Source organism: Nostoc sp. UHCC 0251, assembly GCF_034932245.1.
Classification (GTDB): domain Bacteria; phylum Cyanobacteriota; class Cyanobacteriia; order Cyanobacteriales; family Nostocaceae; genus Nostoc.
Map to the genome: position 1 here is coordinate 19,983 of NZ_JAYGHD010000017.1, position 26,845 is coordinate 46,827.

23 protein-coding genes and 1 pseudogene are annotated in these 26,845 nt (G+C 40.0%); 11 read left to right on the plus strand and 13 right to left on the minus strand.

Annotation, left to right across the window (positions count from 1 at the left end; translation table 11 throughout):
- Positions 1-37: 37 nt before the first annotated feature.
- The 6 genes from VB740_RS03965 to VB740_RS03990 form a co-directional block, all read right to left on the minus strand.
- Positions 38-769: a hypothetical protein gene (locus tag VB740_RS03965; RefSeq protein ID WP_323198771.1), complete on the minus strand. Its 732-nt coding sequence runs from the start codon at positions 767-769 to the stop codon at positions 38-40.
- 113 nt (positions 770-882) lie between these two features.
- Entirely contained in the window at positions 883-3,711 is a 2,829-nt protein-coding gene (locus tag VB740_RS03970; RefSeq protein ID WP_323198772.1) for a hypothetical protein, read from the minus strand.
- Between the two features lie 42 nt (positions 3,712-3,753).
- Complete coding sequence (locus VB740_RS03975; protein ID WP_094351880.1) at positions 3,754-4,089, minus strand: hypothetical protein; 336 nt, start codon at positions 4,087-4,089, stop codon at positions 3,754-3,756.
- 92 nt (positions 4,090-4,181) lie between these two features.
- Positions 4,182-4,778, minus strand: a complete 597-nt coding sequence (locus VB740_RS03980; protein ID WP_323198773.1) for a hypothetical protein — start codon at positions 4,776-4,778, stop codon at positions 4,182-4,184.
- Between the two features lie 400 nt (positions 4,779-5,178).
- On the minus strand, positions 5,179-5,736 hold the full coding sequence (locus VB740_RS03985; RefSeq protein WP_323198774.1) for a DUF192 domain-containing protein: 558 nt from the start codon (positions 5,734-5,736) through the stop codon (positions 5,179-5,181).
- Positions 5,737-6,083: 347 nt separating this feature from the next.
- On the minus strand, positions 6,084-7,721 hold the full coding sequence (locus VB740_RS03990; protein ID WP_323198775.1) for an ATP-binding protein: 1,638 nt from the start codon (positions 7,719-7,721) through the stop codon (positions 6,084-6,086).
- Between the two features lie 182 nt (positions 7,722-7,903).
- On the opposite strand from VB740_RS03990, the gene VB740_RS03995 reads away from it, so the two are divergent.
- Positions 7,904-8,482, plus strand: coding sequence for a hypothetical protein (locus tag VB740_RS03995; protein WP_323198776.1), 579 nt, complete (start codon positions 7,904-7,906; stop codon positions 8,480-8,482).
- Positions 8,483-8,565: 83 nt separating this feature from the next.
- Here the strand turns inward: VB740_RS03995 and VB740_RS04000 are convergent, their stop codons facing one another.
- The 3 genes from VB740_RS04000 to VB740_RS04010 all read right to left on the minus strand — a co-directional run bounded on the left by VB740_RS04000 (position 8,566) and on the right by VB740_RS04010 (position 9,509).
- Positions 8,566-8,847, minus strand: a complete 282-nt coding sequence (locus VB740_RS04000) for a hypothetical protein (protein ID WP_190897617.1) — start codon at positions 8,845-8,847, stop codon at positions 8,566-8,568.
- Between the two features lie 230 nt (positions 8,848-9,077).
- Positions 9,078-9,299 carry a hypothetical protein gene (locus VB740_RS04005; RefSeq protein ID WP_104899406.1) on the minus strand — a complete coding sequence of 74 codons (222 nt, stop codon included), beginning with the start codon at positions 9,297-9,299 and terminating at the stop codon, positions 9,078-9,080.
- A 6-nt stretch (positions 9,300-9,305) separates the two neighbouring features.
- On the minus strand, positions 9,306-9,509 hold the full coding sequence (locus VB740_RS04010; protein ID WP_323198777.1) for a hypothetical protein: 204 nt from the start codon (positions 9,507-9,509) through the stop codon (positions 9,306-9,308).
- A 95-nt stretch (positions 9,510-9,604) separates the two neighbouring features.
- Between VB740_RS04010 and VB740_RS04015 the strand changes: the two genes are divergently transcribed.
- The 9 genes from VB740_RS04015 to VB740_RS04055 all read left to right on the plus strand — a co-directional run bounded on the left by VB740_RS04015 (position 9,605) and on the right by VB740_RS04055 (position 24,057).
- Positions 9,605-10,093 carry a hypothetical protein gene (locus VB740_RS04015; protein WP_323198778.1) on the plus strand — a complete coding sequence of 163 codons (489 nt, stop codon included), beginning with the start codon at positions 9,605-9,607 and terminating at the stop codon, positions 10,091-10,093.
- 256 nt (positions 10,094-10,349) lie between these two features.
- The gene (locus tag VB740_RS04020; protein ID WP_323198779.1) at positions 10,350-12,437 is read left to right on the plus strand and encodes a hypothetical protein; all 2,088 of its coding nucleotides are present in this window, start codon (positions 10,350-10,352) and stop codon (positions 12,435-12,437) included.
- Entirely contained in the window at positions 12,434-14,203 is a 1,770-nt protein-coding gene (locus VB740_RS04025) for a hypothetical protein (RefSeq protein ID WP_323198780.1), read from the plus strand. The genes VB740_RS04020 and VB740_RS04025 overlap by 4 nt, the downstream gene beginning before the upstream one ends.
- Positions 14,204-14,409: 206 nt before the next feature.
- The gene (locus tag VB740_RS04030; protein ID WP_323198781.1) at positions 14,410-16,914 is read left to right on the plus strand and encodes an NACHT domain-containing NTPase; all 2,505 of its coding nucleotides are present in this window, start codon (positions 14,410-14,412) and stop codon (positions 16,912-16,914) included.
- A 219-nt stretch (positions 16,915-17,133) separates the two neighbouring features.
- Positions 17,134-17,679 carry a DUF6429 family protein gene (locus tag VB740_RS04035; protein ID WP_323198782.1) on the plus strand — a complete coding sequence of 182 codons (546 nt, stop codon included), beginning with the start codon at positions 17,134-17,136 and terminating at the stop codon, positions 17,677-17,679.
- 443 nt (positions 17,680-18,122) lie between these two features.
- On the plus strand, positions 18,123-19,232 hold the full coding sequence (locus tag VB740_RS04040) for a tyrosine-type recombinase/integrase (protein ID WP_323198783.1): 1,110 nt from the start codon (positions 18,123-18,125) through the stop codon (positions 19,230-19,232).
- On the plus strand, positions 19,232-20,698 hold the full coding sequence (locus VB740_RS04045; RefSeq protein WP_323198784.1) for a tyrosine-type recombinase/integrase: 1,467 nt from the start codon (positions 19,232-19,234) through the stop codon (positions 20,696-20,698). Before VB740_RS04040 ends, VB740_RS04045 begins: the two co-directional genes overlap by 1 nt.
- Positions 20,691-23,135 (plus strand): integrase, encoded by a 2,445-nt coding sequence (locus VB740_RS04050; protein WP_323198785.1) that lies wholly within the window; start codon positions 20,691-20,693, stop codon positions 23,133-23,135. Before VB740_RS04045 ends, VB740_RS04050 begins: the two co-directional genes overlap by 8 nt.
- Complete coding sequence (locus VB740_RS04055; protein WP_323198786.1) at positions 23,119-24,057, plus strand: DUF6262 family protein; 939 nt, start codon at positions 23,119-23,121, stop codon at positions 24,055-24,057. The genes VB740_RS04050 and VB740_RS04055 overlap by 17 nt, the downstream gene beginning before the upstream one ends.
- On the opposite strand, the gene VB740_RS04060 is transcribed toward VB740_RS04055, so the two are convergent.
- From VB740_RS04060 to VB740_RS04075, 4 genes are all read right to left on the minus strand, one after another.
- Positions 24,046-24,315 (minus strand): WGR domain-containing protein, encoded by a 270-nt coding sequence (locus VB740_RS04060; protein WP_104899426.1) that lies wholly within the window; start codon positions 24,313-24,315, stop codon positions 24,046-24,048. The two genes, VB740_RS04055 and VB740_RS04060, sit on opposite strands and share 12 nt — an antisense overlap.
- A 523-nt stretch (positions 24,316-24,838) precedes the next feature.
- Complete coding sequence (locus tag VB740_RS04065) at positions 24,839-25,378, minus strand: hypothetical protein (protein ID WP_323198787.1); 540 nt, start codon at positions 25,376-25,378, stop codon at positions 24,839-24,841.
- Between the two features lie 22 nt (positions 25,379-25,400).
- The gene (locus VB740_RS04070) at positions 25,401-25,949 is read right to left on the minus strand and encodes a GNAT family N-acetyltransferase (RefSeq protein WP_323198788.1); all 549 of its coding nucleotides are present in this window, start codon (positions 25,947-25,949) and stop codon (positions 25,401-25,403) included.
- A gap of 27 nt (positions 25,950-25,976) precedes the next feature.
- On the minus strand, positions 25,977-26,507 hold the full coding sequence (locus VB740_RS04075; protein ID WP_323198789.1) for a hypothetical protein: 531 nt from the start codon (positions 26,505-26,507) through the stop codon (positions 25,977-25,979).
- A 79-nt stretch (positions 26,508-26,586) separates the two neighbouring features.
- Here VB740_RS04075 and VB740_RS04080 point away from each other — a divergent pair.
- Positions 26,587-26,718, plus strand: a pseudogene (locus VB740_RS04080) (IS4 family transposase); the annotation flags it as partial.
- Positions 26,719-26,845 lie beyond the last annotated feature (127 nt).

Sequence of the window (26,845 nt, forward strand, 5' to 3'; positions counted from 1 at the left end):
ATCTCAATTGCAGAGATGACCAACTAATTAGGGTGAATTATTGCCCAGCAGTAGTTTTGAGACTGCTAAACCCACTGATTTCGATGTACTGGGCACTGATACCGTCCATCATCAGGTTTTGACGACGGCGATCGCTTGCCCCTTGTTCGGCAAGTTGAGATAGCATCAGGTTAGTTTGCTGGACATCGTGCCGTGCTTGCAGTCCGTCAGTGCGGGATTGCCCCAACATTGAGACAATTTGCGAGTTTTGGGCAGCAATTACCTTGAGGATGTTTTGTGAAGCATCCATTGCTTGTGCAGATTCCGCGAGTTCTTTGGCCTCAGCTACAGTTTGTTCAGTTGCTTCTATTTCATTTTTGGTACGTTCCTGGCCGATTTCCCCTAAGACGCTGGCGATCGTGGCGCGGGTGGTTTCTCTCTCCAGTTCGTTAGCTGCACTTACAGCACCTTCAACTGTGTTACTTTCATTCCAGTTACCCTTTCCCTTGAGTTGCTCTTTGAGCTTTTCGGCTGAATTTACTGGGTCTGGCATATCCATACTGCCAGTCTGAATAGCAGTTTTAGCTTCGCCTTTCATCCCACCCCATTCATTAGCTGCTGCGGTGAGTTCGTTTTTAGTTTCTTCAAAATAGTTATTGAATTTGCCTAAAACCTTGAAGAAATCGTCAATTGAAAAGGCATAACTGGGTGCTGTACTGAGTAAAGTAACCAGACCAATGATTGACCCGATTATTGCCCCTTTCTTACTAAAATTGAACTTTGGCTTCATACTTTTGGTGGATAAAATAACCAATGTGGCAATTAAATTTAAGCCACTTTTCTATGATTTATTGATTCTTCTTTTTCCCAGCCCAGATTATTTGTTAGTTTGTCTTATATAATTTATGCTGACTTTAATTGCTGATTGTTATTTTTATCCAGTAAATGTTGTGCTTCTTGGCTTAACTCATTTCCCCGAAGCATTTGTATGTAGCCTTCTGAAAATCTCACCATACCCAGCATTGGGTTATCGGCATATTTATTGAGGAAGAGGGTGCGTAATTCTTGCTCGTTCGGGTTATTTGCTACTGCTGCAAGTAAACAATAAGCAGGGTAATATCTACAGAAGGTAAGCTTGCCATTATCGTCAAGTAACCACTGTGAGTAGATACTTTCACGTTTTGGGAAGAATGCTTCGGTACTATTACGCGAGATAATTTCATAAGGATATTTAAACCTGTTCACAAATGGGTCAACTGCTGATGTTTGAATCCGGCCGATAAGGCGGGTTGTGATGTTAGCAAATATCTTAGAAGCAGACTTACTTTGGAAAATACTTTCTGGTTCTTGGGCAGATAAAATTACACGTATACCTGCTTTCGCACCGTTGGCGCAGAGTCTACCAATTAGCTCGGCTATGCTGTCAAAACTAAACAAAATCGGTGCTTCGTCTAAGAAAAATATTGATACTTTAGATGATAAAGCTCTACGTAATGCTGCGGAATAGGCGCTAAGGGCAAGGACTGCTGCATCAGCTTCACTCCCAAGCGATCGCAGTGCGAATACCAGTAGTCGCGCATCAGTTTTAAAGCTAGATGGATTGGCGATTGATTGTCCAACTCGTGAGTTCAGCCAAAACTTTAATCGCAATCTGATTTGGTCAAGAGCATCAAGAATTTCTTTACTATTATTGGTGATTGAATCGAGTTTGATAAACCCAGGCGAACAATAATTATAAAAATCCTTAAGTGTGGGAATATCTGCCCATTCACTTGTTCCTACTCCATTTTCTAGTGCTACCTTGTACCGGAGTTTTATATCTTCATCGTTGTAGAAAGTTTCAATTGTGATTGTAATGATACTCTCGATATTTGATATCATTGTGGCACTTATCCCTACAGGGTTTGTCCCTAGTACCATTATCATTAATGTGGATTTCAGGAATTCCTTGAAATCGGTCATCCTCTCCTTAATAACTTCCGGCTCATACCCCCTTAAATCAGGTAATTCAAATAGATTGTTCGATTCTTTACTAATATCGAAATATGCTCCTTCTTCCCCCATAAATTTGGTATAGTCGGTAAATGTGCTAGTACCATCGGGTTTGGGATAATCAAGTGCAATTACGGGAATGTCTTGAGCTAAGGCAGGTGTTAATAGACCTGCTACTAAGACAGATTTACCTGCACGGGTAGTACCAAAAATAGCGAGATTTTTGTGCTGCTTGTACAAGTCGAGATGTACTGGAGTTCCTCCCTCTTCAGCAATTAGCTCAAACCCGGATTTATCTCCCGTAGCCGTTCTAACTATCGGCATGAGTCCGGGAACTTCTGATGAAAAATAGGGGAGGCGACGGTTAAAGGGTCTTGTAAGTAGGTTTTCCCAGACAATAGGTACACATTGTAACCATGTTTTCCAAGCATACTCGATTTCTCTATCAACTACGGCAGGCCGCAAGAAGCAGCTAGAAAGGTATTGGCAAGCTTCATCGAGTTTTTGACGACTGTGACGATGAACACAAAAAACAACGGCAGTATGGATCGGGAGACTGCCTCTGAGGATAGTTTCTTGTGCCTTAACTGCCTCCTCGATGTTCATATTGGCCTTTACGTCAATTGATCCCTTCTCAGAAGACATGGCGCTGGAAGTTATTGACTGTTTAGTAATCCGTTGAAGAGCAGTTTTGGCAAGTCCCTGGTTGGCTTTAGATAGCTGGCAGATAATCTCAGTATCGGAAATTTTTTCTTTGGATATTACCTCCCAGAGGTATCGAAGCTGGGCGTATTCGTCTACCCAGCCTTGGGGCTTTTCGCTAAACTGAAGAACGCCGATATACTTGTCTTGCAGTCTTACCCAGCTGCGATCGAGAAAGGGGACAGATTTTTCGTTCTCCAGCATCAGGTGGCGAATATGGAAATCGCTGGTTTGAACTTCTCGAAGCCCCTCTTCATCTAATATGAGGGGATTGGGAACTTTGGGTGCATCGCTACGGTTAAACTGACTCCAAAGAATTGACCATACTTCCTCACTTGTGACTGCTCGTACTGAAAGCCCCATTGAGTTAGTAAAAAGTTGTTCCCACCGTTGAAACCCAGAAGTAAAACTATCCCGTAAAATTGTTTCGATTCGTTCTTGCCGAACACCGTGAATTTGTCCAGTAAATTGGAACCAGGCATTTTGCAATTGTTTGATAGTTTTTTCAATTGCATCATTTGAGCGACTGTCTTCAGAAGCCAGGACACTATAGGTACACCAGAAACGTAAAAACTTATTTTTACGAGTTCCTGCTTCGGTGAGTTCTCTTGCTCGCAGACGTTCAGATCGCACTAATAAAGTTAATTGCTCTAAATCGCATTTATCCTCTATCTTTTTTAGTTCCTGCTGCCGGAGAAAATCATCAGTGAACGAACCAAGATGAATTGTTAAGGTTTCGCGTTCGGGAAGTTCTTTGAGTCCGCCTTCAATATTTTCAAAAATCGGGATAATCTGTTCTTCGGGTAAAGACGGGTGAATTCCCTGTACGTCGAAGCAGAACTTGATTTGAATATCTTCTTTTTTCTGGAGGATGAGTGCGCCGATATCTCTACGACCAGCAAGCGAGATACTTGCAATCCCGGCTAAATGGGTAATATCCTCAAACGGTGTCAGGTTTTTGACAACACCTAATTGTTCGGTATCGAGAGATTTTTTACCAATTTTGTGCTTTATTTTCGTGGAGGCGGTCGAACTCATAGCCTGTTGTTTCGTTCAGTGATATTTTTTACTTGAGAAGCTTTATCTGCGTTTTTTAAGCTTGCGCTTTTTCTTGGGTTGAGGTTGTAGAGGATTAACGAGGGAGACAAAAGGTTTGTAACCACGAGTGATGCGGGGTGTGCCGACAAACTTACCGAAAAAGGCTTTGTTAGAACTTACTGTCCACCAGGTTGCCCATCCCCAAGCGGTTACGATTCCGGTTGCCAGCCAAGAAGCTTGCATAAAACCCTTGACTACCATGTAGGAGATGAGAGCGATCGCACTCCAGGGAACAATTTGGTCGGCGGGGAATGGCCCGAGGCGTGGCTGGTCTCCTAATACGCGGTTGACAGTACGAAATTCCCGAACTCTTGTCATTATTACGAAAGGCAAAAGTCAGCTTTTGAAATTTTGATGAGTGGCACTTGTGGAATTGTGCCACTCGTGGTGGCTTTTTTGAAGACTTGGTATCAGCCTGTTACCAGCCCTGCAAGCAAATCTCCAACTACAACTGTGAGGGCAACGATAATTGGTGTACGGGCGATTGTTTGCCAATCCTCGTCGTTTCTGGCTGATTGAACGACCCGGATTAGACCAATACCAAGGTAAATTAAGAACAAACCGCGCAGTACTGCGAATACGTATTTAATGATGTCTGCGTCAACACCTGTAAAATACTCTGTGAAAAAGTCCTCTGCGTTTTGCATGAACTGGGCGTTTGCAGGTGCAGCGGCCATATCCAACATAAATACTACACCTACCAAGCAGAACAAGACAGTATAAATATTGATGCCATACTTGCGCTGCCATTTCTCGAAGTTGGAAAGTAGCAAGTTTGCTTCCTTTGGTAGTAACGCTACAATGCCAGTTCCAAAAGCCAGCGATGCCATTACCATGTGATGAATGGAGATATCTGCAATCATCAAGCCAGTACCAACTGCCATTAGTCCGGCGATGCTGGCGTTTTCTTTCCAGTTGCGACGGCGACGGGTGGGAGCGGGATATCCGTATTCTTCGTAGGAAGGAATGCGATCGTTGCTAAAATTAGATTCGTAGTCTGTTCTCATAAAAAAAGTAGATGATTTTGGAAATTACTGGATGAAACTTTGTAGGGGTAATTACGACTGAATTACTGCTTTATTCCGTTGGCGGAGTCTGCCCCTAGTACATAGTTTGGATTGGAGTAAATCTCTGCTCCAACTTCTCGCTTGTAAACCTATTTTATGAGACTAATATCCGTAAAAGCATCTAAGAATTTTCCATTTTTAAACACTATGATTTTCAGTAAATCATTAGTAAAAAATTAGAAAAATTGAATTGACAACTTTCAACATTTAAATCAGTGGTTTATTTCATAATGTTTGACCCCCGATATAATCTATATCGGGGGTCAGTAATTGATATATGAGGTAGTGTAATTACGGTGGTTTACCGTTAATTTACCTAGTGAAATAAATTGTCCGTCAACTAATTCTGCGTTTGATTTGGGTTGAAGTCGAGATGGAGCTTCTTGCCTACTTTGAGGTTGAGGGTTTTGGTACTGTTAGCAGGTAGTTCGATAACTTGGTTAACAGGATAGATGGAATCGTACTTAGGACAGGTTTTTGTTTTGCAGGGGGGAGCCGCCTCTACGATTGATTTAATAACTCCGTCTTGGAGAAATATCATATCTAGAGGAATATACGTATCCTGCATCCAAAGTTTAACTTTTTCAGGTTTTTTGAGGACAAATAGCATTCCGTGATTTTCGGGAATAGAGTCACGAAATTTGAGTCCGTGGACATATTCTTTTCTATCGTCTGCTAGTTCAAGTTGAACTGTTTGATTATTACTGGTAAAGGTTGCACCAATAGGTAGATACTGGGGCTGGCGAGTCCAAAAGTATAGTGGTAGGGGTGAGAGAGCAGCAGTAAAACCAGCAATTGGCCCAACGATATTGAGAATTTTGAAAAATAGGCTTTTTTCTGGATTTTGTGCTTGTTTAGTTTGAATGTTGGTTTGAGCGGTTTGTCTTGTGACTTCCATAGTTTTAGATAAATAAAGTAGTAGAGTGGTTAGAAATGGCAAGCATTATGACTGTTGAAATGTTTTGGCTACATTTGCTTTCGTTCAAACATGATGAAACTTTGAATTGATTTATGATGTTTACAAAGAAGTAGTCAGAACTCAGAACTCAGGAGTCAGGAGTCAGAATTCAGGAGAAAGCTTGCGTAAGGCTTGAGGATTTTGTACGAATGATTCTTAACTGTTGGTTTAAAGCCTTATCAGAGTTGTTAAGCAAAACAAAAAAGTTTTTAACCACCAGCGCGAAACTCCTTCCTTTATGGCTGAAGTTCTTCTGACTCCTGAATTCTGTATTCTGGCTCCTTTCATTAGCTAAAAATCTCGATGTTACCAACAGCAAACTTGCTTTCATCGAGGGGACTACTAGGTAAAGCTTGTTGGTCAGCTTTGTTACGCATCGACTCGACTCTATCGGCTTCGCGGATGGCAAGCGGGTTAATCTGGCGGCGTTCTTCTAGTAATGCCTCGATTGTTAGTTCAAGTGTGGGAACTTGGCTTTCTGAGTAGGTATCTTCCGTTATTGTTTCGCAGAATATGGTACTAGCGGCGCGTTCTACAATTGTCTGGATTTCTGCACCTACACACCGATTGGTGGCTTTAAGAATTCTGCGCCACTGTTCCTCGCTCCAGGGGTCGCCGCCATTGCGAAAACGTTCGTCAAATCGGGCAGCGTGCAGTTTGAAGATACTATATCTTTCCCCATTATTGGGCAGGTCTACCTTAAATAAATAGTCAAACCGTCCAGCACGGGTGAGTTCGGGTGGCAGCCATTCCATGCGGTTGACTGAGGCGATGACCAGTACATCTGACGTGCGCTCTTGCATCCATGTCAGCAGCTGGCCAGCAAGCCGTTTGGCGAGGTCATCCTCCCCGGCGAAGCCTTTATCGAAGTCGTCAAAGTACAAAATTACTTGGTTGAGCCTATCTACCAGTCGCAACAAGCGTTTAAGCTTCATTTCTGCTTGGTTGCCAAAACTTCTAAAGTTGCCCCAATCGACCATGATAAGGGGAATACCCATATTCTGGGAACAGGCTTTTGCTGAGTGTGATTTTCCTGTCCCCGGTGGCCCCACAAGCATAATCCCTTTGGGTACACGCAGATTATATTGTTTGGCACGCGGGGTAAGCAATCGCTTGAACTTTTTGAATGACTGCTGCATCAGTTCCAATCCCCCAAGTTGAACTTTTGGTGGAGGTAAGAATTCGATGTCATACAAGCGGTTGAGCAATTGAATTTTTTTTGCTAGTAGAAGCTTTGCTATCTCACTGGAATTTCCTAAGTCATGATTTTTTCTAATATCGGTTAAGCAAGAAATAATATCAGAAATATACAGACCAGCACTAGCGTTAGCAATTTCTAAATAATCTTGTTCAGTATAAATTAAAGGAAATAAATTACTGCTAATTAAATTAGCAATAATTTCTTGTGTATCTGGTAATTCTTGACTCCAAAGGGGTATTTCTGCCGCTATCTCGCTTGCTATCTCGGCATTAGCTCCTAGTAATATGGTAGTCTTATCACTATTGTTTGTATGAAATTTTAGATTAACTAGCGATGACTTAATCCATTCTGATATAAGAACAAATTCAGTATCTTTAGTGATGCTTTCTTTTAACCAAGGAAAAATATTTTCAACGATTAATACTCCAGTGCCAGAATAAAACTTCCAAAAATTGAGTACTTGAAAATACTCTTCTTTATTTTGTTTTATCGAAGGTTTATAGTCGTCAAACTCTCGAAGAACCAGATTTTCTTCGGCGCTGACTACTAGTTCTTTAATACTGTCCTCGCTGAGATTCCAGATGTAGGCTTTTTTGCCTGCTTGGTGACAGTAAGTAGTGATCCGGGTGAGGAGGCGGTGACGTTCTTGGAGGGGAGATTCGCAGGCGATGATTGGATAGTTGTCCGCAAGAAGGTCTTCTAGATAGTCAAAGCTAGACTTCATCTTAGTTGCTTGTAGCGTACTCAGAAGTAATCTTATCCAGAAGGGATGCTGTACGAAAACTGATAATTTTCTAATTATTGCGTCCATAAATTAGAAAAAAGTTGGTTTATTTTCAGTATTTTGTTGATTGTGTAATGACGTTGTGAATTTAGATAATTGCAGTATGAAGAGTTAATGCAAGTATGGCAAAGACACCAGAATATCCAATTGTTGTTATCCCAGAGTTAGTTAAAGAAAAAAAACAGTTTACCCCTTTAGTTTTTCCTTGTGGACAGGGAGATGCACCAATCGGGGCAAGTGAGGGGCTGTTTGAAAATGTTCTCAAACACTATTTTGGTGAAATTGTTTCTCCCCAGCAGGTGATGCTTCCTCCAGGGCATCGACTACCATTTACGGCTGATTTTCTTATTATTGAACCAAATACTGGCTTACACATAGATTTGGAGGTCGATGAGCCAATTTCGTTTGCAACTCTTAAGCCTACCCACTGTATCGGCGAGGATGACTACAGGAACAAGTGTTTTGCCGATGCCAACTGGCTAGTCATCCGGTTTGCAGAGGAACAAGTCTCGTCTCAGCCAGAACGCTGCGCTCGATTTATTGCTGGTGCGATCGCTCAACTAACGGGCAATGATACTTATCGCCATCAGCTACTTCATGTAGAAAAAGTTACTCCTATGCGTCAGTGGTCTGCACGTCAAGCTTCCAAATTAAAGAAGAGTGATTACCGCCAAGGCTATCTTGTCCAAAGGAAGAACTAAGGATGTGATATTCGATACAACAATACTAGTGAGAGCGATTAGCATTATTTATGCTTCAGTTTAATTGAGAAAAAATCTGGCTTTCAAATACAAATTAATTCCCCAATCAAATTCGCTGCTCGCTCTCCATATTTTTGCTTAACAGCACTGCTATATGGCAATTTAGCTTCGCTCAAAAAGTCGCGGATAAATAGAGAAAAGTTAAATCCTCTCTTCGAGTCAACATATTCTACTAGTTCAATATTAAATAATGCTTTGAATTCGTCTTCTCTTTGTTTGAGCGCTGAATATTTAGTTAAGTTGTTTGAAGAGAAGATTGGGCTGACTGCCTCATTAAACAGTTTTTCCATTAAGCGATCGCTCATATTTTTCTCTACACTTCTTTCCTAAGTTTTACTTCAACAGAACTTCAAGTTGTGTAACTGTGCTTTGAACTAAAAAATGAGAAAACTTCTAAACCATAAACAGAGCAAGAGGCAATGTAATTTCGTACTTGAGCGCCAATAATGACATAAAACTTTGCATCTATGCTCTCTTAAAAATAACCGCAAGCTAACTTAAAATCTACTGCCCACTCCTATTGTCCAGTAATACCTTAATCTAAATCTATTATCCACAATCCATTATCCCACTTCCAACCCCAAGAATTCATATTATGACGTTCAAGTTCTGACATATTGGTATAAGTTTTCAAAGATTTATCCTCTACATAAATGATACCCGGCTCGTTTATCTCTGAGCCAATACCAACATTGGCTGATTCATCGTACTTAACAATTAGGTTTAATCCGTTTGATAAGCGTTGGATTGTTGACATAATTTACTACTGTTTATCTAACTCAACCATTTCTTCAGTATATGGTTGCATTTGCTCCATTCTAAGGTAACAGGTAAGTTTTTTGGTATCATCACCGGGGCGAATGCACTGCAACCGACATTTAGAACAACGCCAGCCCACAGATTGTTTGACTTCCAGAGCGATATTTGACCAGTTTTCTGGATAATGTGACTGGTATTTAGAAGGCATTTCCTGATTCTCAAAATGCGTAGCGATTTAATTACCAGTTCTTGGATTACGATTAATCTACTACAAATGGAGTTCAACATAGTTAGGGGTATACTATGTGGTTTTGGGAAAAGGAATCGGTTGAGTACGAGGTATTTAAAAAATACGAAGGAGCGCTGGTAACTATCGGTGTTAATTTTGCAGATGCCGAAGTTCAAGATGCACTTGAAGGTTGTTCTTTAGATTTAGAGGATGCGTTGCGAAGTGCAATCGAATATGCGCTGTGGTTGAGTGAGCATGAGAAAGAGATTTTCCCCAATGCCTTATTAATTCGTGCCCTACAGGATAATTGGAAGCCTAAAGCATGGCGTGATGAATATTTAGAAAGGGAGATGTTCTCTTCACCTGGGCAACGGTGGTGGAATGCCGCAGAAAAAATGTGGGGACGCGATGTGCGGAATCAATTGGTTGTTGATGTATTTTTTGACGGAGGTGGAGAATTTATCAAATTCAGCAACGGTAAAGAGATCCTAGTAAAAACTGCATGGGTATTGGGATGGGAACGATTGCTTGAATATGCCAGCCCAATATCTGTTTATCGATAATGGCTATCCGGGAATGCTCAATGTCAAATCGCCAATAATTCCCGCAAGTAGTAACCTGGGATGATGGGATCGATGTCCCAGAGGAATCGATCGCAATCTCAGTCAATCAACGGCGAGGCGCGATCGCATTTTTTACCCGCCGCATTCTTTTGGGAACTATATAAACGTCACCCAAAATTCATAAGTAGGGTAATTTCGTTTAGGGACTTCCAAAAAATATTTAATAAAGTACAAGCATATAGTTGTGTATAGCGAGATGAACTTCACCCCACACTGGCAACAAATCCGACAAAGTTATCCAGAAGCACACGCATCTCTACAATGGGCAGCTGGTGGAATTTATCAGCAATCTAAGGAGACTGTGCCTATACCGCCAATTGATGAAGTTGATTTAAGTCCGGGGCTTGAACTTGGGTTTCTGAGAAGCGATAATGGCAAGGTAGGTTTTTCTGATCCAGCAGTTCGGCACGACTACTTAGTTCGTTATGCTGTGAATTTAGTAATAGCGGCTTGGGACGAACTTGAAAATTTTGCCAGTTTGTTTTATGAGATATACAGGTGCAGTATTCGCATAAATGTTGGTAGTCAAATCGGAGTTGCTGTATTGCTTGTACTTAACTCTGAATATAAAAAAGATTTAGTGGGTCGTGTAGCAGAAGTAGCCAGACTAGAAACATCAAGAGAAAAACGAGATAAATCAAGAGAGAAGATTTACGAATTTTTCTGCGATGCACTTCCAGAACTTGACCTTAAACTTGAATCTCTAGTGGATGTGTTTGAACTAATATTTCAAACCAATGCTGGATATAAGATATACTCAATTGTTGAGAATTTGGCTGCTCATTCTCAAAGCAATGCTGATTTTATATACAACAAGTTTGTAGTAGCTCAAGAGCCGCGTATAGTTTCGCTAGCTTTTTATGCTCTTCGAGGACTTGCCAAATTCAACCCTGACGAAGCCCATCGTCGCGCTCTTGTTTTGACAAATTCAGAACAATCAATACTTCGGCAGATAGGTATTGCTTTCCTGGGTGAGTTTAGTTACGAAACTAGCAAGCAGTCTGATCTACTGCAAGCCACTTTGGATAGATTCAATAGTTTCAAAGAAAAATTCAACGTAGAGACTGACCTTGTATTACTACAAGCCTACGGCAATTTAGCAAATAAATCAGATGAAGCAGCAGCAATCCTAGTTGAATTTGCATCAAGTCAGAACCATGTTGTCCGGGAACAGTTGAGCAATATATTGTTTCAGAAAGCGAGTGAAGCCTACAGCTGCTCGTGGTACAAAGAAGTACTTCTTCATTTAGTGCAGATACCTTCTTTCTCTACAGAAATGTTGGATAGCTTAGACTATTGTATCAACTACTGTTTAAAAAATGATCCCAAGACTGCCCTTCAACTAGTTGAGTTCATAGCATTAGGTTGGGATTATAGTTCTGGAGAACAAGCATCACTACCAAAAATTATTGATAGCACTTTTATTGAGCTACATAATAACCATCTCAACGCACTCAATAGTACAATCACACGCTGGTTTGCATCTCATAATAAACAATTGCACCTTGCTGGAAGTGATGTAATTCGTTTCTTTAATTCAATTCCAGTACATGAAAGTGATGACGATACAACGAAACTTGTTCACAAAAAAACAGCAAAAAATCGCCGTTCAATAACGCTCAATAAAGAAGTACTTGATACCCTTGATGATCAAACAGTTGTCTGGGTGCTGTATAGGCTTGCAGGTTACATAACAGATATTGCTTCTCTTCCTGCACTTCTATTATCAGCACTAAACCGGGAAATATATTCGCTTAATATTGCTAGCTTGATAGTGGAATTTTTCAGTGAGTACGTACTTTATAATCACCCCCATGACGCTGGCGATTACCTCAAAAGCAGGATGAAAGATGATGATGTGACAGAAGCTGAACTGAATGTAATTCAGGAGGTATTAAATCGTTCTGAAGCTTATTTCGATGCGCGGCAAAAACTACCCTATCTCAAGGAACTCAAACCTTCTTCACAGCGAACGTATCTTCTGCAATTAGCCAAGTGGAAGCAGCAAGATTTAATAATGAAAAAAGCAGAGCAAAATTCAGTATTCGCAAGTATATCACCAATGGTAAAACTCAAGTATGGTCACGCTATTGCCTCTGAGCGGGATGGTGATTTTACAGAACCATCTCAGATGGCTACTTTCTCCTATGAAGCAGAATTTCCACAAGGAGAATTTATCAACCCCCTTGGACAATTTAGTATGCGGTTTCAATGGCAGAATGTCGGGTTAAACAATACGAAAAACAGTACAGAAGATGAAATCACTGGGGAGACTACTGTATGAAGTTGGTTATCCGTGAATATCTCAGTATGCTCAAAGAATCAAGCGAGATAGATGCGCTACTCCCCGACCTTCTATTGATGATGGGAATTGATTTATTAAGCCGTCCTGCTGTTGGTTCACGCCAATTTGGTGTTGATATTCCTGCTGTTGGTGTTGACCCTAAAGATAATAAACAGAAACTATTTTTATTCACTGTGAAAGAGGGAGATATTACTCGCAGCAGTTGGGATACTGGGAAAAATGCTGTGCGTCCGTCGCTCAACGAAATACTTGACTCATACCTGCGTAACCGTGTTAGACCAGAACATGAGGCGCTACCAAAAAAAATTATCCTTGCTACTGGGGGTGAAATAAAGCAGGATGTTGAGCCTGACTGGATAAATTTTATCCATAGGAACACAAGGACTGATCCAAAATATGGCGAGATTGAGTTTGAGTTTTGGGGTGGTGACCAATTAGCTTTGCTTATTGAACGTTATTTCCTTGATGAGTACCTATTTCCAGAGTCCGCCCAAAAGCATTTGCGTAAGACGATTGCACTTGCCGACCAAAATGAAGATGAACCGCGTTTCTTCTATGAACTTATCGAGGAGACACTTTTTAAAAAAGACTTGCCAAAAGAGAAAAGTAACAGTGCGGTGCGTGAGCGCCAAAAAGCACTTTGTCAATTTAATCTGAGTCTCAATATTGTTTTCCATTGGTGTCAAGAAGCTGATAATCTTCGACCTGCATTACTCTGTGCCGAACGTGCCATTCTCCGTACTTGGGACTGGATGCGTCAAAATGAACTTTTTGATTGCAAGAAAACAGCAAAAAAATTTGACCAACTATTCTTAACCTACCTCAAAGTAACTGAAGCATACGCCACCAAGCTCAAACCACATTGTTTTGTTAGAGATGGGTTGTTTGGGTATGGTGCTGATGAACTGGAGTATCCTCTTCGCACTTTTGAAGTCATTGGTATTCTTGGCACACTGGGAATAGCGTTGAATAATTTATTCACAATTACCACTGATGAGCAGCAGCGTGAGACTTATCAGGGACAGATGCAGGCAGTTGCACAGATGCTTGCTGCTCTAATTGAGAACAATCCTTCGGCACTGACACCCCGATATGACAACCATGCTATCGACATTGCTTTGGGGCTTTTAACACTATCTGTAGCTGGGTACATAAATCAAGCTGCTTATTGGCTTATAGAACTCAGCCATAGTATTGTATTGGCTTACAGGATTGGTAAATACTTCCCTATTGCCTCTGATAGTTATGATGACCTTGTAGCTATGGAGGTGGGTCAAGCTCCACCAAAAGAAGAGTTGATGCACGCTTCCACACTTTTGCCCATGCTAGCTGGTTGGTATGCCGTGTTGAATCTTGCTAATGATTATAGAGCTTTCCAAGAAGCTGTTGCTCGAACTTTTACAAGCACTAATCTTCAGCTTTGGTTTCCAGACAAAGATACAGATAACTATTTGTACAGTACTAATGCAGGTTATGCCAGTGGGTTTAATTTCCACCCGTTTCGATTGCCACAGACATTAGATGAGCTTAAAACTTACATTATTCGTATTCACGAAAAATATCAAACTTACACAGACCTTTCCTGTCTTAGATGGCAGTTGCCTGTAATAGCCTTGATTGCAAGTCGCCACTTCCGAACCCCCATTATTCCCGCATATTGGCAGGGAAATGTCTGTAACCCACAACAGAACGATCACGACATCAGCACAGATGGGGCTGAGAAGAAGCAACTTCCCCCTGATTAGCGATTTATTGTAGGCGAAAACTAGGGCAACCAAAAGCTCATTGCCCATTGATTGATTTGACTAGCAGGCAATCACATAAAGGTATCTACTGTCTTAAAGGAAGTAATTATCTTATAGACAACTTAGAGACAAGTTATAGATATCTTAGAGAAAGTTGCTAAAAAGACAAGTTATAGTCAAATAGTTCATTAAACAAAGTAATAATTATGTCTAAACGGTCATCTCAATTATCAAGTGAAGGCTCTAAAATTGCTCAAAAAGCTTTAGAACTAAAAGGCTGGACTAAAGAATTTTTAGTAAGTCAAATTTATCTATCTTCAGGTACTATTCATAGTTTTTTTGCTCGTAAACCTGTAGAAAAAGAAAATTTTGCTAAAATTTGTGGAATTCTTGAGATAGCTACTCAAGAGGTTATTGACATACCAAAATTTCAAAATATTGATAACCTAGTTGCAGAGATTCGTCAAAAAACTCAAAATAGTATTATTAAAAAATGTGGGGCAATGAAGGTACTAGATATGACTTACCCCATTGAAATTAACCACATTTACACTAATGTAAATATTTTAGATAAAATTACTGGAAGACAGCGAAAGAGTATTGATGAAATTACACAAAAATTTGACCGAAATAATTTGGATAGATGGGGATTACCTCAAGTTTTTGAAACACGAGTACCTGGATTAGAAGCCGTAAAAAAATATGATAACCTCTTGGTTTTAGGAAAACCAGGCTCTGGCAAAACAACGTTTTTAAAGCATTTAGCAATTCAATGTATATCAGAGCAAATATTCAGTAATTATCTCCCAATATTTTTATCTCTTAAAGAGTTTGCAGATACCGATGTCAAACTTAAATTATTAGATTACATCTGTCAACAATTAGCTGATGATCGGGTTGACAATAATTCAGTGATATCCCTGTTTGAATCTGGACGAGTATTATTGTTGCTGGATGGCTTAGATGAAGTCCAACAGCAGGCAGATAATCATGTGATAAGAGAAATTCGTGATTTTTGTCAACGATTTTCTATGAATCGGTTTGTATTGACTTGTAGAATAGCCGCAAAAGAATATACATTTGAGCAATTTACCGAGGTAGAAGTAGCTGATTTTGACCAGGAACAAATTCAGTCATTTACCACCAAGTGGTTTACTGCTAAAAAGTCTAATTTTGATAAACTCTTTATAGAACAACTACAAGAAAATCCATCAATTTATGAACTGGCATCTAGTCCTATATTACTGACTTTATTATGTATTGAATTTGAAGATGCTGGTGACTTCCCCAGGACTCGTACTGAACTATATCAAAGGGCGACTCATACACTTTTAAGAAGATGGGATGCTAAACGTGCTATTAAAAGAGATGATGTCTATAAGCATCTTTCAGTACTGCATAAAGAAAATTTACTCAGCTATCTTGCTTTCATGAATTTTGAAAAAGGAGAGTATTTCTGGAAGCAACAGGATGTGCAGAAGTATATCGCTTCTTATATTAAGAATTTCCCCGAATCTCCCCATGCTCTAGAAGCTTTAATGTTAGATAGTGAAGCTGTATTAAAATCTATTGAGTCTCAACACGGATTATTAGTAGAAAGAGCTAGAGAAATTTATTCCTTTTCTCACTTGACATTTCATGAATATTTTACAGCTAAAGAAATTGTAGCTAAAGCCAATCCTGAAATATTTAATGATCCGTCTCTACTTAATTTGAGCAAGTATGTTTTTTACAAACAATGGCACGAGGTTTTCTTATTAACCTCAGAGATGTTAAAAAGTGCTGATGTTCTTTTGCTGTCTATGAAGTTTCAGATTGATATAGCAGCATCACACAATAGACATATTCAGGAATTATTGGCTTGGGCTAGCCAAAAATCTATTCAAGTATCTAGCTCTCACCACCCTGCTGCAATTAGAGCATTTTATCTTTGTTTAGCTGCGGGTATTTGCATATTGGATCATACAATTTATCCGTTTTTAGAACATTGGGAATTCTTAGAACTGAGCGATTTATTAGAGTCGCTAGACTCCAATATAGAGTTAAGCTTTTATACAGGAAGTGGTTTAGGCTTTGGCATGGGCAATTTTCATGCTCCTGTTGAACTTGTTGATTCAAATCTAGCTTTAGACATTAACCTAGCTCATGCTCGCGCTCAGGCATCGTTGCTGTATCGCATCGCTAATAGAGATATTGAAAATGAGAATTTTACATCTATCATTCTCTGGCAAGCAGATGATTATGAATATTCAGAGGCAGATGATGAAATGAGAAAAAAGCATCCAATTGATGATACTAATTTTTATACCTTAGATGAAGCTTTGTATGCAGCTACAAATTTGATTGATAATCAAGAATTCTTTGATGAAGTAGTCAAGTTAGACGAAGAGCTACCACAAGGAGTTTACGAGCATTGGGACGAATATTACCAGTGGTATAAAAATGATAGCGGTGCTTGGGCTAATCGGCTCAAGGAGTTGAATAAAAAGTATCGTAATATAGATTACGATTGGCCATTAAACAATGCAGAACAATGGGGACTCTTAAGAGCCTATTGCTATGCTAATAAATTGTTATTAGATTGTCTTAATACCCAATGCTATGTCAGTCTTGACACTAGAGAATATATTCAAGAAACACTGCTATTGCCTTTTAATGAAATTGAAAAAATGATGGAAATAGAGAGAAAAAAATTACTTAATAGAGATTGAATCTAATACTACTCCCAGACTACAATGCAAAGCTCACATAATCCCGAGAAGCTAATGGTGGTCAGATAAGGAAATCGCTTATCGGTGATTCCTGTCCCTGAAACGGTGGCTCAGAAGATTCTGGCGCTCATAACCTCCTAACTCACACGAATGTGAGTAATTATCTATAAACTGAATATAACTAAAAATAAACTTGAAGTATGACAAATTAATCGATTCATGACTAAGCCCTTCAAAGGAGAAACCCGCCCCCGCCATAATTGGTCAGTGACCCTCTGCACTGACCCAGAAGGTAAAGGCTTTTACGCGCAATGCACTTCGCCATTCGGCTTAATTCTTTGCACAGATATCTACACTGACAAAGGTTTAGTTTGGCAACAAGGTTATGAGCTAGTAGACCGGACAATCCGCTCCGAACAAACCCGTCGTTACAATGCGATCGCTCTGCCTCTGACTCTTGCATTGTTATATGTGTCTGGAGGAGATGAGTACGGTGAATTAGGTGATGAATTAGGTAATGAACAATGTTTTCAAGGTAGGCGTGCCTACAAAGGCTATGACTTCGATATTTTAGATTTACTGACTACTGCTGGACTCATAGAAGAACAACGCTATCCTAAACAAGTTAAGTCGGTAGTTTTAACGCCAAAGGGAATTAAGGAAGCAAGACGAGTTTTACGAGGATTTAATCTAGATGGGGTCGAGGAGTTTCTTGGCGCTCTTGCCGAACACGATGATTTACCAGATGAATCAGAGAATGAATAAAGCAAATAAATCTCTCACCAGGGGCGGTTACTCAAAATTGATATCACGAGCTTGATAGCAAAAATTTACAAAACGGTGGTAGATAAGCAAGTACAGACAATTTTGATAGCAAAACTGATACCAGCCAGAAAGAAAGCCATCTTTCATTAGCTGACTCAAGTTTTTGCTCCCGATGCAAGTTGACGCTTAGGCACAAGCCTTGAAAAAAGCACATTGTGCTTGAGCAATTTATTTTAGGGAAGTACCTTAGTTCAATCCCTAGCTGACTCCAAATAAAGATAGTTGTCCTGGCGATACATTTCCCCTGCGTCGAGTATGAAAACTCAGGTGACAAGCTGTTTATATATACAACAACAACCAATTCTACAACGTGGAAAGAACAACAACAACAGCCCTAATTTTTGCGTTAGGGTAGAAACAAATTAATTTCCACAACGTAGAAAATGACCAAGGTAGAATGGGCGATATCGCCTCACACAGAGTCACGATTTAGCTGTGTCTTCGACCCTGAAACCTGCCTACCCATAGAGCCAATCCAAAGATTTTTGAACTACTGTAGAAAGCGACAATTAGCACCGAATACAGTAAGTACATACGCTTATCGACTGGTAGACTTTTGGCGCTGGCTAGAATCCAAATCTCTCAACTGGTATGACGTTGGGTTAAATGAATTAGCAGACTTTGTGAATTGGTACTTGCTAGGTGGTGAAGTTGAAGAATCTGGTGAAAATGTTAGAGAAATTGTTGCCAAAAGAAGTCCTCGCACTGTCAATCAAGCAGTCACCGCCATCCAAGAATTTTATACCTATCACACAATTGAAGGCAGGATTGAAGAAAAACATTTCACTCTACTAGCGCATGGTTGGGGAAAACGAGGAGGCTTTCTTAGAGGAATCGCTAAAAGCAATCCTGATAAACGCAAACGCATCAAAATAAAAGAACCGAAACTCTTCAGTGGTTGTCTACTAGATGAAGAAGTCGCAGCCTTAGCCAACGCCTGTACAACTTATCGAGACAGGTTAATTATCATGCTGCTGCGCTCAACAGGAGTGCGGCGGGGAGAACTGTTAGGATTACATTTGGAAGATGTCAAGGACTTAGATTTCAGCGGACGCATTCGGATTGTACGCAGAGAAGACAATCCGAATCGCGCAATGGCTAAAGGAAGAGAACGAGAAATCCCCATTATTTACCATCGTTCAGCTATTCAAGAGACCTTTCATGCCTACTTACTAGAAGAATATCCGCCTCAAGCCGAAACTTTGGGAGGCGGGATGTTATTCGTCAATTTATCAAGTAAGTGGGTAGGGCAAGCGATGTCCTTAGTTCGCTTAAATAAATTATTTGACCAACTCCACAAACGAACAGGAATTAAAGCACATCCCCACTTATTTCGCCATACCTTCGCTACTAGAATGCTGCAAGACAATTATCTTGACCAATATGTACAACAGCTTTTAGGACATCGTTCAATTGCCACAACGAAAGACATTTACAGTCATGTTCTCGATGAAATGACCCTAGACCAATACTTAAGAGAAGAAGAAAATTAATGGCAGAAGCATTTGCACCGCAAGCATTACAGGAGCGAATTGCACTTTCTGAGTTAGGAAGACAGTGGATTAATGATCCTTTGATGAATCAAGATGTATGGTCACTGTTAGAATTGGGTTATAGCCAAGAAGAATGCCGAATTAATGGACATTATCATCTCTACTTTCACAAATTTTCACTGCCTTGGTTAAAACGGCTGACTCAACTAACCATTAAAGCCAGCATTCGAGAGCGATATTCCCTCGGTCGGATTATTCATCGAGTTGGCTGTTTAAACCATTTAGATCGTTTTTTGTGTAAGTATGGATATACACAACCCCAATCTTTGACAGAAGCACTCCTCCATCAATTTATTAGCGAAATTAATAGCGGTAATCGTCAGAATGCGATTGCTTACGCCCTCAATCTTTGGAAAGAAGAACAATGGTTGGAAATTGCCTTTACCCCGATTAAACTCAAAAAAAAATCTCCTAAAATTGAAACAATTCCAGAAGAAGTACTTTACCAAATCTACGAGAAATTCGATTTATTCCCCCCGACACTTGAAAGACTTTTTCGCTTGCAATTGGTATTAGGCTGCCGCATTGGAGAAATTCTCACTATGCCACGCCATAGCCTGAAACAGGAAGGTGACAAATGGTTCTTACTACGTTGGGTTGAAAAACGCAAACACTGGAGGTTTGTTCAGATTCATCCTCTAGTAGCTGAATTAGTTCAAGAACAGCAGAGATTTCTTGATGCTCAATTTGGGAGAGATTCTGAATTCGATAAACTATTTTGTACCGTTTATACTCATCATCAAAGTATTCCTTGGGCTGATAGAGAACTAGACACAACACTGTTCTATAAACCCCAAACAATTACCAGATTAAGAATTAGTAACTGGCTAATTAATTTTCGAGAAGTAGCAGACTTAAAAGACAAATATGGCAACAGATTTAAACTAACTAGCCACATGTTTCGCCGCACCAAAGCCAGCATTATGGCTCATTGTGAAGTAGAGGATGAATATATCGCCGCCGTACTAGGTCACGGTTCCTTAGATATGCTACCTCATTATCGTCAGCGTTCGCTTATCAGGTTAGAAAAAGAAGCTAATCTCAAAGGTTATGTGGATATGTATGGTCGAGTTACTTCTTTTAAACCGAGAAAAACTAGGTATGAAAAATTAGCTAATCTCCTCAAAGTTAGTACACCTCTGGGAGAATGTCATCGTCCAACCATGTTAGGAGATTGTCAACATCGCTATGCCTGTTTAAGTTGTCCTCATCATCGGATAACGCCCGAAGATAAATCTCAGTTAGAAGCTGACGTGAACTGCTTGCAGCAAGACCTAATTCAAGCTCAAAAAAACGGACAAGAAAGACGAGTGACTGAGATTGCTAACTTATTAGCTTTAATCAAAAATCGTTTTGATGGCTTGTCAGAATTGCAAAATCTTCAAGAACATAAAACTAATGGGTAAACGCAAGCATCCACCGATTTCAATTCACCAGACTCTTAACGGGACTTTACCAGTAAATTGGTCAGAGAACTATAATCACGAATTCGTTTGTCCCCTTTGTAATCACGGACGATTGAGCCATTTTTATTACGACAAGACAACACTGTGTCAAATTCAATTAAGCTGTGAAGCTTGCCACAAATCCACTCCCCTCTCCTGCCAACTGAGAAAATCACCACCCATCTCAATTCATCAAATGCTTGACGGTACTTTGTCAGTAAATTGGAAGACAGATTATGCTGGCGAGTTTATTTGTCCCAACTGCAATCAGGGAAAAATTAACAATTTTCATCACTCTCAAAAACCAATTTCTAAACTTAGACTCGAATGTGATTCATGCTCTCAGATAACCAACTTAACTTGTGAAGTTCCTCAACACCCACCTATCTCAATTCACCAGACCCTTAACGGTACTTTACAAGTCAATTGGAAGGCAGATTATGCTGGTGAGTTTATCTGTCCTCAGTGCAATCAGGGACAATTAAACAGGTTTTCTTACTCAAAAGGGTCTGTTTGTAAACTGAGATTGGGATGTGATTTTTGTCATCAAGTAACATACCTGACTGGTAAATTTAAACATTTACCAATTTCCATTCATCAAACTCTTCAAGGAACTCTGTCAGTCAATTGGGCAGAAAAGTATTCTGGAGAATTTATCTGTCCTCAGTGTAATCAGGGACAAATCAGCAAATTTCATTATGCTGATGGGCAAAGTCATCAACTCAAACTAGGATGTAATTCTTGCTCCCTTAAAACCCTGCTTTGTTGTCAAGTTCCACCTCAGTTTCACGGTTATCAAAAGCATTTAGTTTGCCCTAATCCCCTGTGCCATCAAATTGGCCCTGATGGACAGAAAGGATGGATTTACGAAACCTTTCAGACCAATAGCAGCCAGAGTAATTGTCGCTGTTACTTCTGTCACATAAATTTTCACCCTAACGCCACAAGTTATGGCAGTTGGGTTGGGTATCAACAAGAAGAAACTTTATTGAATTTCTGTTTTGATGATGATGTTTGGGATTTTCGCCATTTTATCAATAACTCACCCGTGAGAATCCTTAACTTTAAATCAATTAAACCTGAGTGGTTTCGCGTCCTAGTCAAGCAATATCTATATTCTTTACTCAAATCTGGGAGGTTTTCTGCTAGTGCAAAACCGATGAATTCTCTGGTGGCTTTGCGTCAGTTTAGTCAAATTTTGAAGCCAAATAATATCCACCACCTCCCTGAGATTAGCCGGGAACTAATCTTAGCCTTTCTCGACCTCAACCAAAGTAACTGTAGTCGAACCATTCGAGAAAAGCTATATAACCTCAAAGATTTTTTTGATTTTTTCGGATTAGAATCTCAAAACTTAGTTCGTCATCGAGATATTCCCAAACAGATAATTCAGGACGTGGATTGGTTGGATGAAATCACCCGTCAAGGGATTAAACAGCATCTTGGCAAAATCCCTGCTCCTGTTGCTCGTCACTACTTGGTGCAAGAATATACGGCTGCTCGTCCAGCAGATATCTGTCAGATAGCTTTTGATTGTTTAGTTGAAGAAAATGGTCAATGGTATATCAAGTTTTATCAGCATAAAGTGGAACGATGGCACAGACTACCTGCCCCTCGTGAAATTAGACAAGTCATTGAACAACAACAGCAATGGATTAGAAAAACCTTTGACTCTGATTACCCCTATCTGTTTTGTCATTTTAGAAGTATTAAACAGAGTTCTTACCCCTCGTTTCCTAGTCTTAAACCATTACCCAAACCCCCGCAAGTAACAGCAGATGAAAACCCAATGGTTCGTCTTATTCGTCTGTTGATAGAGAGAGAAGACATTCGTGACAGCAATGGTATTAAACCCTACTTTACAGGTAAGATTACCCGCGCTAGTCGCCTGCAAGAAGTGAGGGCTAAACATGGAATGGAAGCAGCTCAACTCTATGCTGACCACCTCAGTAGTGAAACGACATTTCAGCACTATGCGCCTCCCACTAAGGAGCAAGTAGCGGTAGTAGATTTACCTTTTCAGGAGCTGCTGCTGAATTCCCAAAACCGCTTCCTCCCCTGGCAAAGCCTACCTGAAAGCCTCCTCAAAAACCCTTCATCTCACGAACTCGACCTGGAAATTTCACCTCGTCTGGTGGTCTATGGTCACTGCACACTTGACCCCAAAACAAACTGTATCTACAACCTCTATCCCAAATGTTACGGCTGTGGTAGTTTCCGCCCCAGTACCAGTAAATTACCCCTTTATGAACGGCAATATGCTGGAGAACACAAACGCATGGAGTCAGCTAAACAAGGTGGGGCAGCCCTGGCCTATGAAGAATCCAAGGCTACCCTAGAAGCAATGGATAAATGGCTATCAGATTTGAGGAAAGTTGCTAATGGCGAAGCAACCTAATCGAGAAAAACAGACTGCTGTCCTTCGGTCAGCCCAACAAAAGCGAAAAGAGCAGAAACGTGAACAAGTGTTTCGCGCTATTGAAGAGATTAAAAAAAGCGGTAAACCCTTGACCTTCCCTAACATTGCTCAAGTCGCTGGCTGTTCCATTTCCTACCTCTACAAATGGACGGAATTAACTGAATACATTCATGATTTACAGTCGCAAAAAACACAGCAACTCAACTCATTAGAGGAGAAACAACCTGGGCCTCATAGCCTCAAAACTCTAAGCGAAGTATTCAAGCAACGGATTCGAGAACTGTCAGATGAAAATAGAGAATTAAAGCGACAGAATCAGAACTTGAGAGGTCATGTTGCAGAAATCTTCGAGTTGAAGTCTGAATGTGAACGTCTGCGAACACAAATTAAGCAGTTGACCACACCTGAGTCATCCCCAAAAGTTGTTTCTCTGAACTCGGTTTCTAAGAAGTCTGATAATGGCGAACTCAAGAATCTATCTCAAGAAATTACTCATTTAATTACCGAAATGGGCATCAAAATCGGCGTTAGATTAAAACAGGAAATAGCCAAACACGAGCCAGAGAGAGTGAAGTTGGCAATATCCGCCTTTGAGCAATACCGAAGCCATAATAGCATCGAGAGTCCCGGTGCTTGCTTACTGGCAATGATTCGTGATGAAGCTGAACCTAATGTTCCTCTCAAAGCGATGACTCCTCTTGAGGATGAGTTTGAACGTTGGTATTGTCAGGCTATTGAAAGTGGTTTCTGTCAAGATGTTCCAAAAAAATATTTACCCATACAGCAAGGAGAAATTCAGGTTAGAGTAAACAATGATAAATTTTCATCAGGTTATGAACTACTATCCTGGCAAATAGCTAAAGCGAAAATGGAATTAGATAAAGATTCATCAATATCTTGACTCAGGGTCAACTCTTTTATACCCTCGCTTTTCCCTTCGCTCTTGCAGTTTGTAGTAAGTTATTAACGCGGCTTGGTAATCAGGGCAATCTAAATCTTTTGACTTGCCAAACCCCCGATAGATGGCACTGCCCCAAGTTTTAGTGATCGTCCACTCTCCAAATAGGTTTTGGCAAAGGGTTAAGGTGTAGAATCGCGTATCTCTTTGCCACTTCGATTGAAGCCATTTGTCAAGTTCGTAGGCAATTTTTACAGTCATCTCAACCATGTTTTTGCTTCGCTGGGAGCAAGACTCTATTAACCAACACAGTGATTTTAATAATTAGGCACTGAAAAGTGCGGTAATGAGTCAAAAAAAACTAGTTACATTTTGTAAATTTTTCTGCTTTGTTAAAAGGGAGTTATCGGAGGTTACGTTGTAGAAGAATTTAACAAAAGTCAGTCACATCAAGGCTTCTACGACGTGGATTCTACATAAAGCTGTGCATAAAGCCGCGAGATTTTCTGCTCGATTGTCCTCGGGCGTATAATTGCGGTGGTGAACCACTAACGTTTTAATGCTGCGTTCTCTACGATTTAATCCGTCCCTTTTATCAGTTGGACGTAAGCATTGCATACCGCAGCGCGTGCATTTCCAGTCTGATTTGGATTTGACCTCAAGTGCGATAGTATCCCAGTTTGAAGAATAGCGACTGCGGTTTTTACCAGTCATCAATCAGTTCCTTTTGGGTTGCAGAAAACTAATTTTAATTGAATTTGACGCGATATTATTGTGATTATATTTACGCAGAAAGTTTTCCGGAAAAATTCACCTGTGACATAACTTGTGTGCGTATTGAATTAGCAGCCTTCTCCGCAATTTCTTCTCTATCAGCATCAGTAAGAACTACTGCAAGTAGCGATTTGAGAGCTTCGCGGTTAGATATAAACTCCTCACCGTATAAATCATCTTGCAACAAAGTAGCTTCCAAGTGAGGTATTAACTCAGGCGTAGGAGATAGCAACCGCTCTTTAATGCGTGTCCTTGCAGTCTCTGTTGCAGAAGTTGTACCTATACCTAAATCCCATGTTTCAATTATTAGCCTGACTTCGCGGTTGAGAGATACACGCAGCGTTGATAGACGACCAAATAAAGGAAGGTTGAGCATTAAAGGTGGTAATGCATTACCCCAATCCAAACCAGCGCCAATCGTGCAATTTGCTTCATCTTCGATGCAAACAGCCTCTTCGAGCCATCCTTCACCAAAAAGTAAATCTATAGCTTCTTGGGTTGTTATTGACTCGTTTTCCTCAAAATTATCCTTTTGCTGTTGATGATTCATAAATTTTTACCCGGATCAGCCCTTATCTTCGTCTTAATACACCATACTCAAAGTAGACTAAATTATCATATTCTTCTTCCGAACCGCAGTTCAACATGTTTTGTTTTTCGTAAAATCCTTCAGACCTTGGTAAAGAATGCAACCCAATTCTACCTTCATACCCTAACTCAACACTTCTAATTCTTGCGAAATTTAATAGTGCTTGACCAACACCTTTGAATTGAGGCGGGCGTTGAATCTCGATTCGGTTAGTAGGGGCAGTGGCAATACCATCAACATAAACTAGCCTCTTACCAACATTTAACCGAGAACCATGCATTTGTGTTTCTATTATCATCAATCCTTGAGTTTTGTTTTCGCACTCAACTGCGTAACCTTCAAGATTTTGTTGATTGCCAATATATCTTAATTTAAATACCCAGTCCCAGTATTTATCTTCTTGACTAAATAACCTTAAGCTTTCTACCCAATAATTGACATAATCATCAATATGTCTTTGGACTAACTCTACCAAATAGGCTTCAACAGATGTATTATCAACACCCCTTTTTAACTCGATTTTTCGCTGCACCTAAAGCTCCTAATTGTTAACTGATTATTAAAGCTTGTGACTGCTATTTGACTGGTAGATAAAAGAGTAAATGTGAATGCGTATATCAATAGCTTTATGCCAACCAGCAAGCACAGCATCATCTGAAATGTCTCCAAGAACTACCAAACTATCTTCTTTATCCATATAGTAAGGTAAAGGTTCAGCGCTCAACCAACCATAAGCAATGGCTTCTTGGTCTCGCTCAACAATTGAAACTTCTAAACTTTGTTCATACCTTGAATAGTAGTAAGGTAAATAGCAGGCTGGATACTCTCTTAGAGATTCACGATTAACTGTGTATGATTGCCAACGCAGTTGCTCTCCCTTGATTTCTTTATGATTAGCTTCTAGCCAATCATAGAGCTTTTTAGCTTGCCGCAATGCGTGGTCTTTGCCTGCAAAAACGACGTTGGGAAGAAAAATATCGCCGTCAAAATGCACCGCAACTTCAAATAAATCTTCATCTTCATCTTCATCTTCATCTTCATCTTCTGCTTCTGTTACCTCAATGATTCCAGCCTTATATAGTTCGGTCATTTCCCTGCATTACTTCGTCAGATGTACTCCTACCCTACATGATTAAAATTTTAGTTTTCAGTTACAGAATAATCAGAATACTTTAACTATGGATGAGAAAATAATTTACGTAGCAATTGATAGAACGAATTGGAGTCGCATAAATTTATTTATGGTTGGCGTCATTTCGGATAAAAGAGCGTTTCCAATATATTTTACCTTGCTGCCAAAATAATGATTGCGCTCCTTTTCTTATCTGCGATCGCTCTATTCGGCGAGCGAATCAGTGTAAATTCAGAAATTATTGAAAATAATAAAAATACTAACTTGCCGGATGATATAATCCCGTATTTTCGTTA

Bases quoted from the DNA above. Each gene is read 5' to 3' on its own strand.
- VB740_RS04040 (WP_323198783.1), top strand. From the start codon at position 18,123: ATGACCAAGGTAGAATGGGCGATATCGCCTCACACAGAGTCACGATTT.
- VB740_RS04010 (WP_323198777.1), bottom strand. From the start codon at position 9,509: ATGCCTTCTAAATACCAGTCACATTATCCAGAAAACTGGTCAAATATC.
- VB740_RS03995 (WP_323198776.1), top strand. From the start codon at position 7,904: ATGGCAAAGACACCAGAATATCCAATTGTTGTTATCCCAGAGTTAGTT.
- VB740_RS04075 (WP_323198789.1), bottom strand. From the start codon at position 26,507: ATGACCGAACTATATAAGGCTGGAATCATTGAGGTAACAGAAGCAGAA.
- VB740_RS03965 (WP_323198771.1), bottom strand. From the start codon at position 769: ATGAAGCCAAAGTTCAATTTTAGTAAGAAAGGGGCAATAATCGGGTCA.
- VB740_RS03975 (WP_094351880.1), bottom strand. From the start codon at position 4,089: ATGACAAGAGTTCGGGAATTTCGTACTGTCAACCGCGTATTAGGAGAC.
- VB740_RS03990 (WP_323198775.1), bottom strand. From the start codon at position 7,721: ATGAAGTCTAGCTTTGACTATCTAGAAGACCTTCTTGCGGACAACTAT.
- VB740_RS03980 (WP_323198773.1), bottom strand. From the start codon at position 4,778: ATGAGAACAGACTACGAATCTAATTTTAGCAACGATCGCATTCCTTCC.
- VB740_RS04005 (WP_104899406.1), bottom strand. From the start codon at position 9,299: ATGTCAACAATCCAACGCTTATCAAACGGATTAAACCTAATTGTTAAG.
- VB740_RS04000 (WP_190897617.1), bottom strand. From the start codon at position 8,847: ATGAGCGATCGCTTAATGGAAAAACTGTTTAATGAGGCAGTCAGCCCA.
- VB740_RS04050 (WP_323198785.1), top strand. From the start codon at position 20,691: ATGGGTAAACGCAAGCATCCACCGATTTCAATTCACCAGACTCTTAAC.
- VB740_RS04035 (WP_323198782.1), top strand. From the start codon at position 17,134: ATGACTAAGCCCTTCAAAGGAGAAACCCGCCCCCGCCATAATTGGTCA.
- VB740_RS04045 (WP_323198784.1), top strand. From the start codon at position 19,232: ATGGCAGAAGCATTTGCACCGCAAGCATTACAGGAGCGAATTGCACTT.
- VB740_RS04015 (WP_323198778.1), top strand. From the start codon at position 9,605: ATGTGGTTTTGGGAAAAGGAATCGGTTGAGTACGAGGTATTTAAAAAA.
- VB740_RS03985 (WP_323198774.1), bottom strand. From the start codon at position 5,736: ATGGAAGTCACAAGACAAACCGCTCAAACCAACATTCAAACTAAACAA.
- VB740_RS04065 (WP_323198787.1), bottom strand. From the start codon at position 25,378: ATGAATCATCAACAGCAAAAGGATAATTTTGAGGAAAACGAGTCAATA.
- VB740_RS04060 (WP_104899426.1), bottom strand. From the start codon at position 24,315: ATGACTGTAAAAATTGCCTACGAACTTGACAAATGGCTTCAATCGAAG.
- VB740_RS04025 (WP_323198780.1), top strand. From the start codon at position 12,434: ATGAAGTTGGTTATCCGTGAATATCTCAGTATGCTCAAAGAATCAAGC.
- VB740_RS04020 (WP_323198779.1), top strand. From the start codon at position 10,350: ATGAACTTCACCCCACACTGGCAACAAATCCGACAAAGTTATCCAGAA.
- VB740_RS03970 (WP_323198772.1), bottom strand. From the start codon at position 3,711: ATGAGTTCGACCGCCTCCACGAAAATAAAGCACAAAATTGGTAAAAAA.
- VB740_RS04055 (WP_323198786.1), top strand. From the start codon at position 23,119: ATGGCGAAGCAACCTAATCGAGAAAAACAGACTGCTGTCCTTCGGTCA.
- VB740_RS04030 (WP_323198781.1), top strand. From the start codon at position 14,410: ATGTCTAAACGGTCATCTCAATTATCAAGTGAAGGCTCTAAAATTGCT.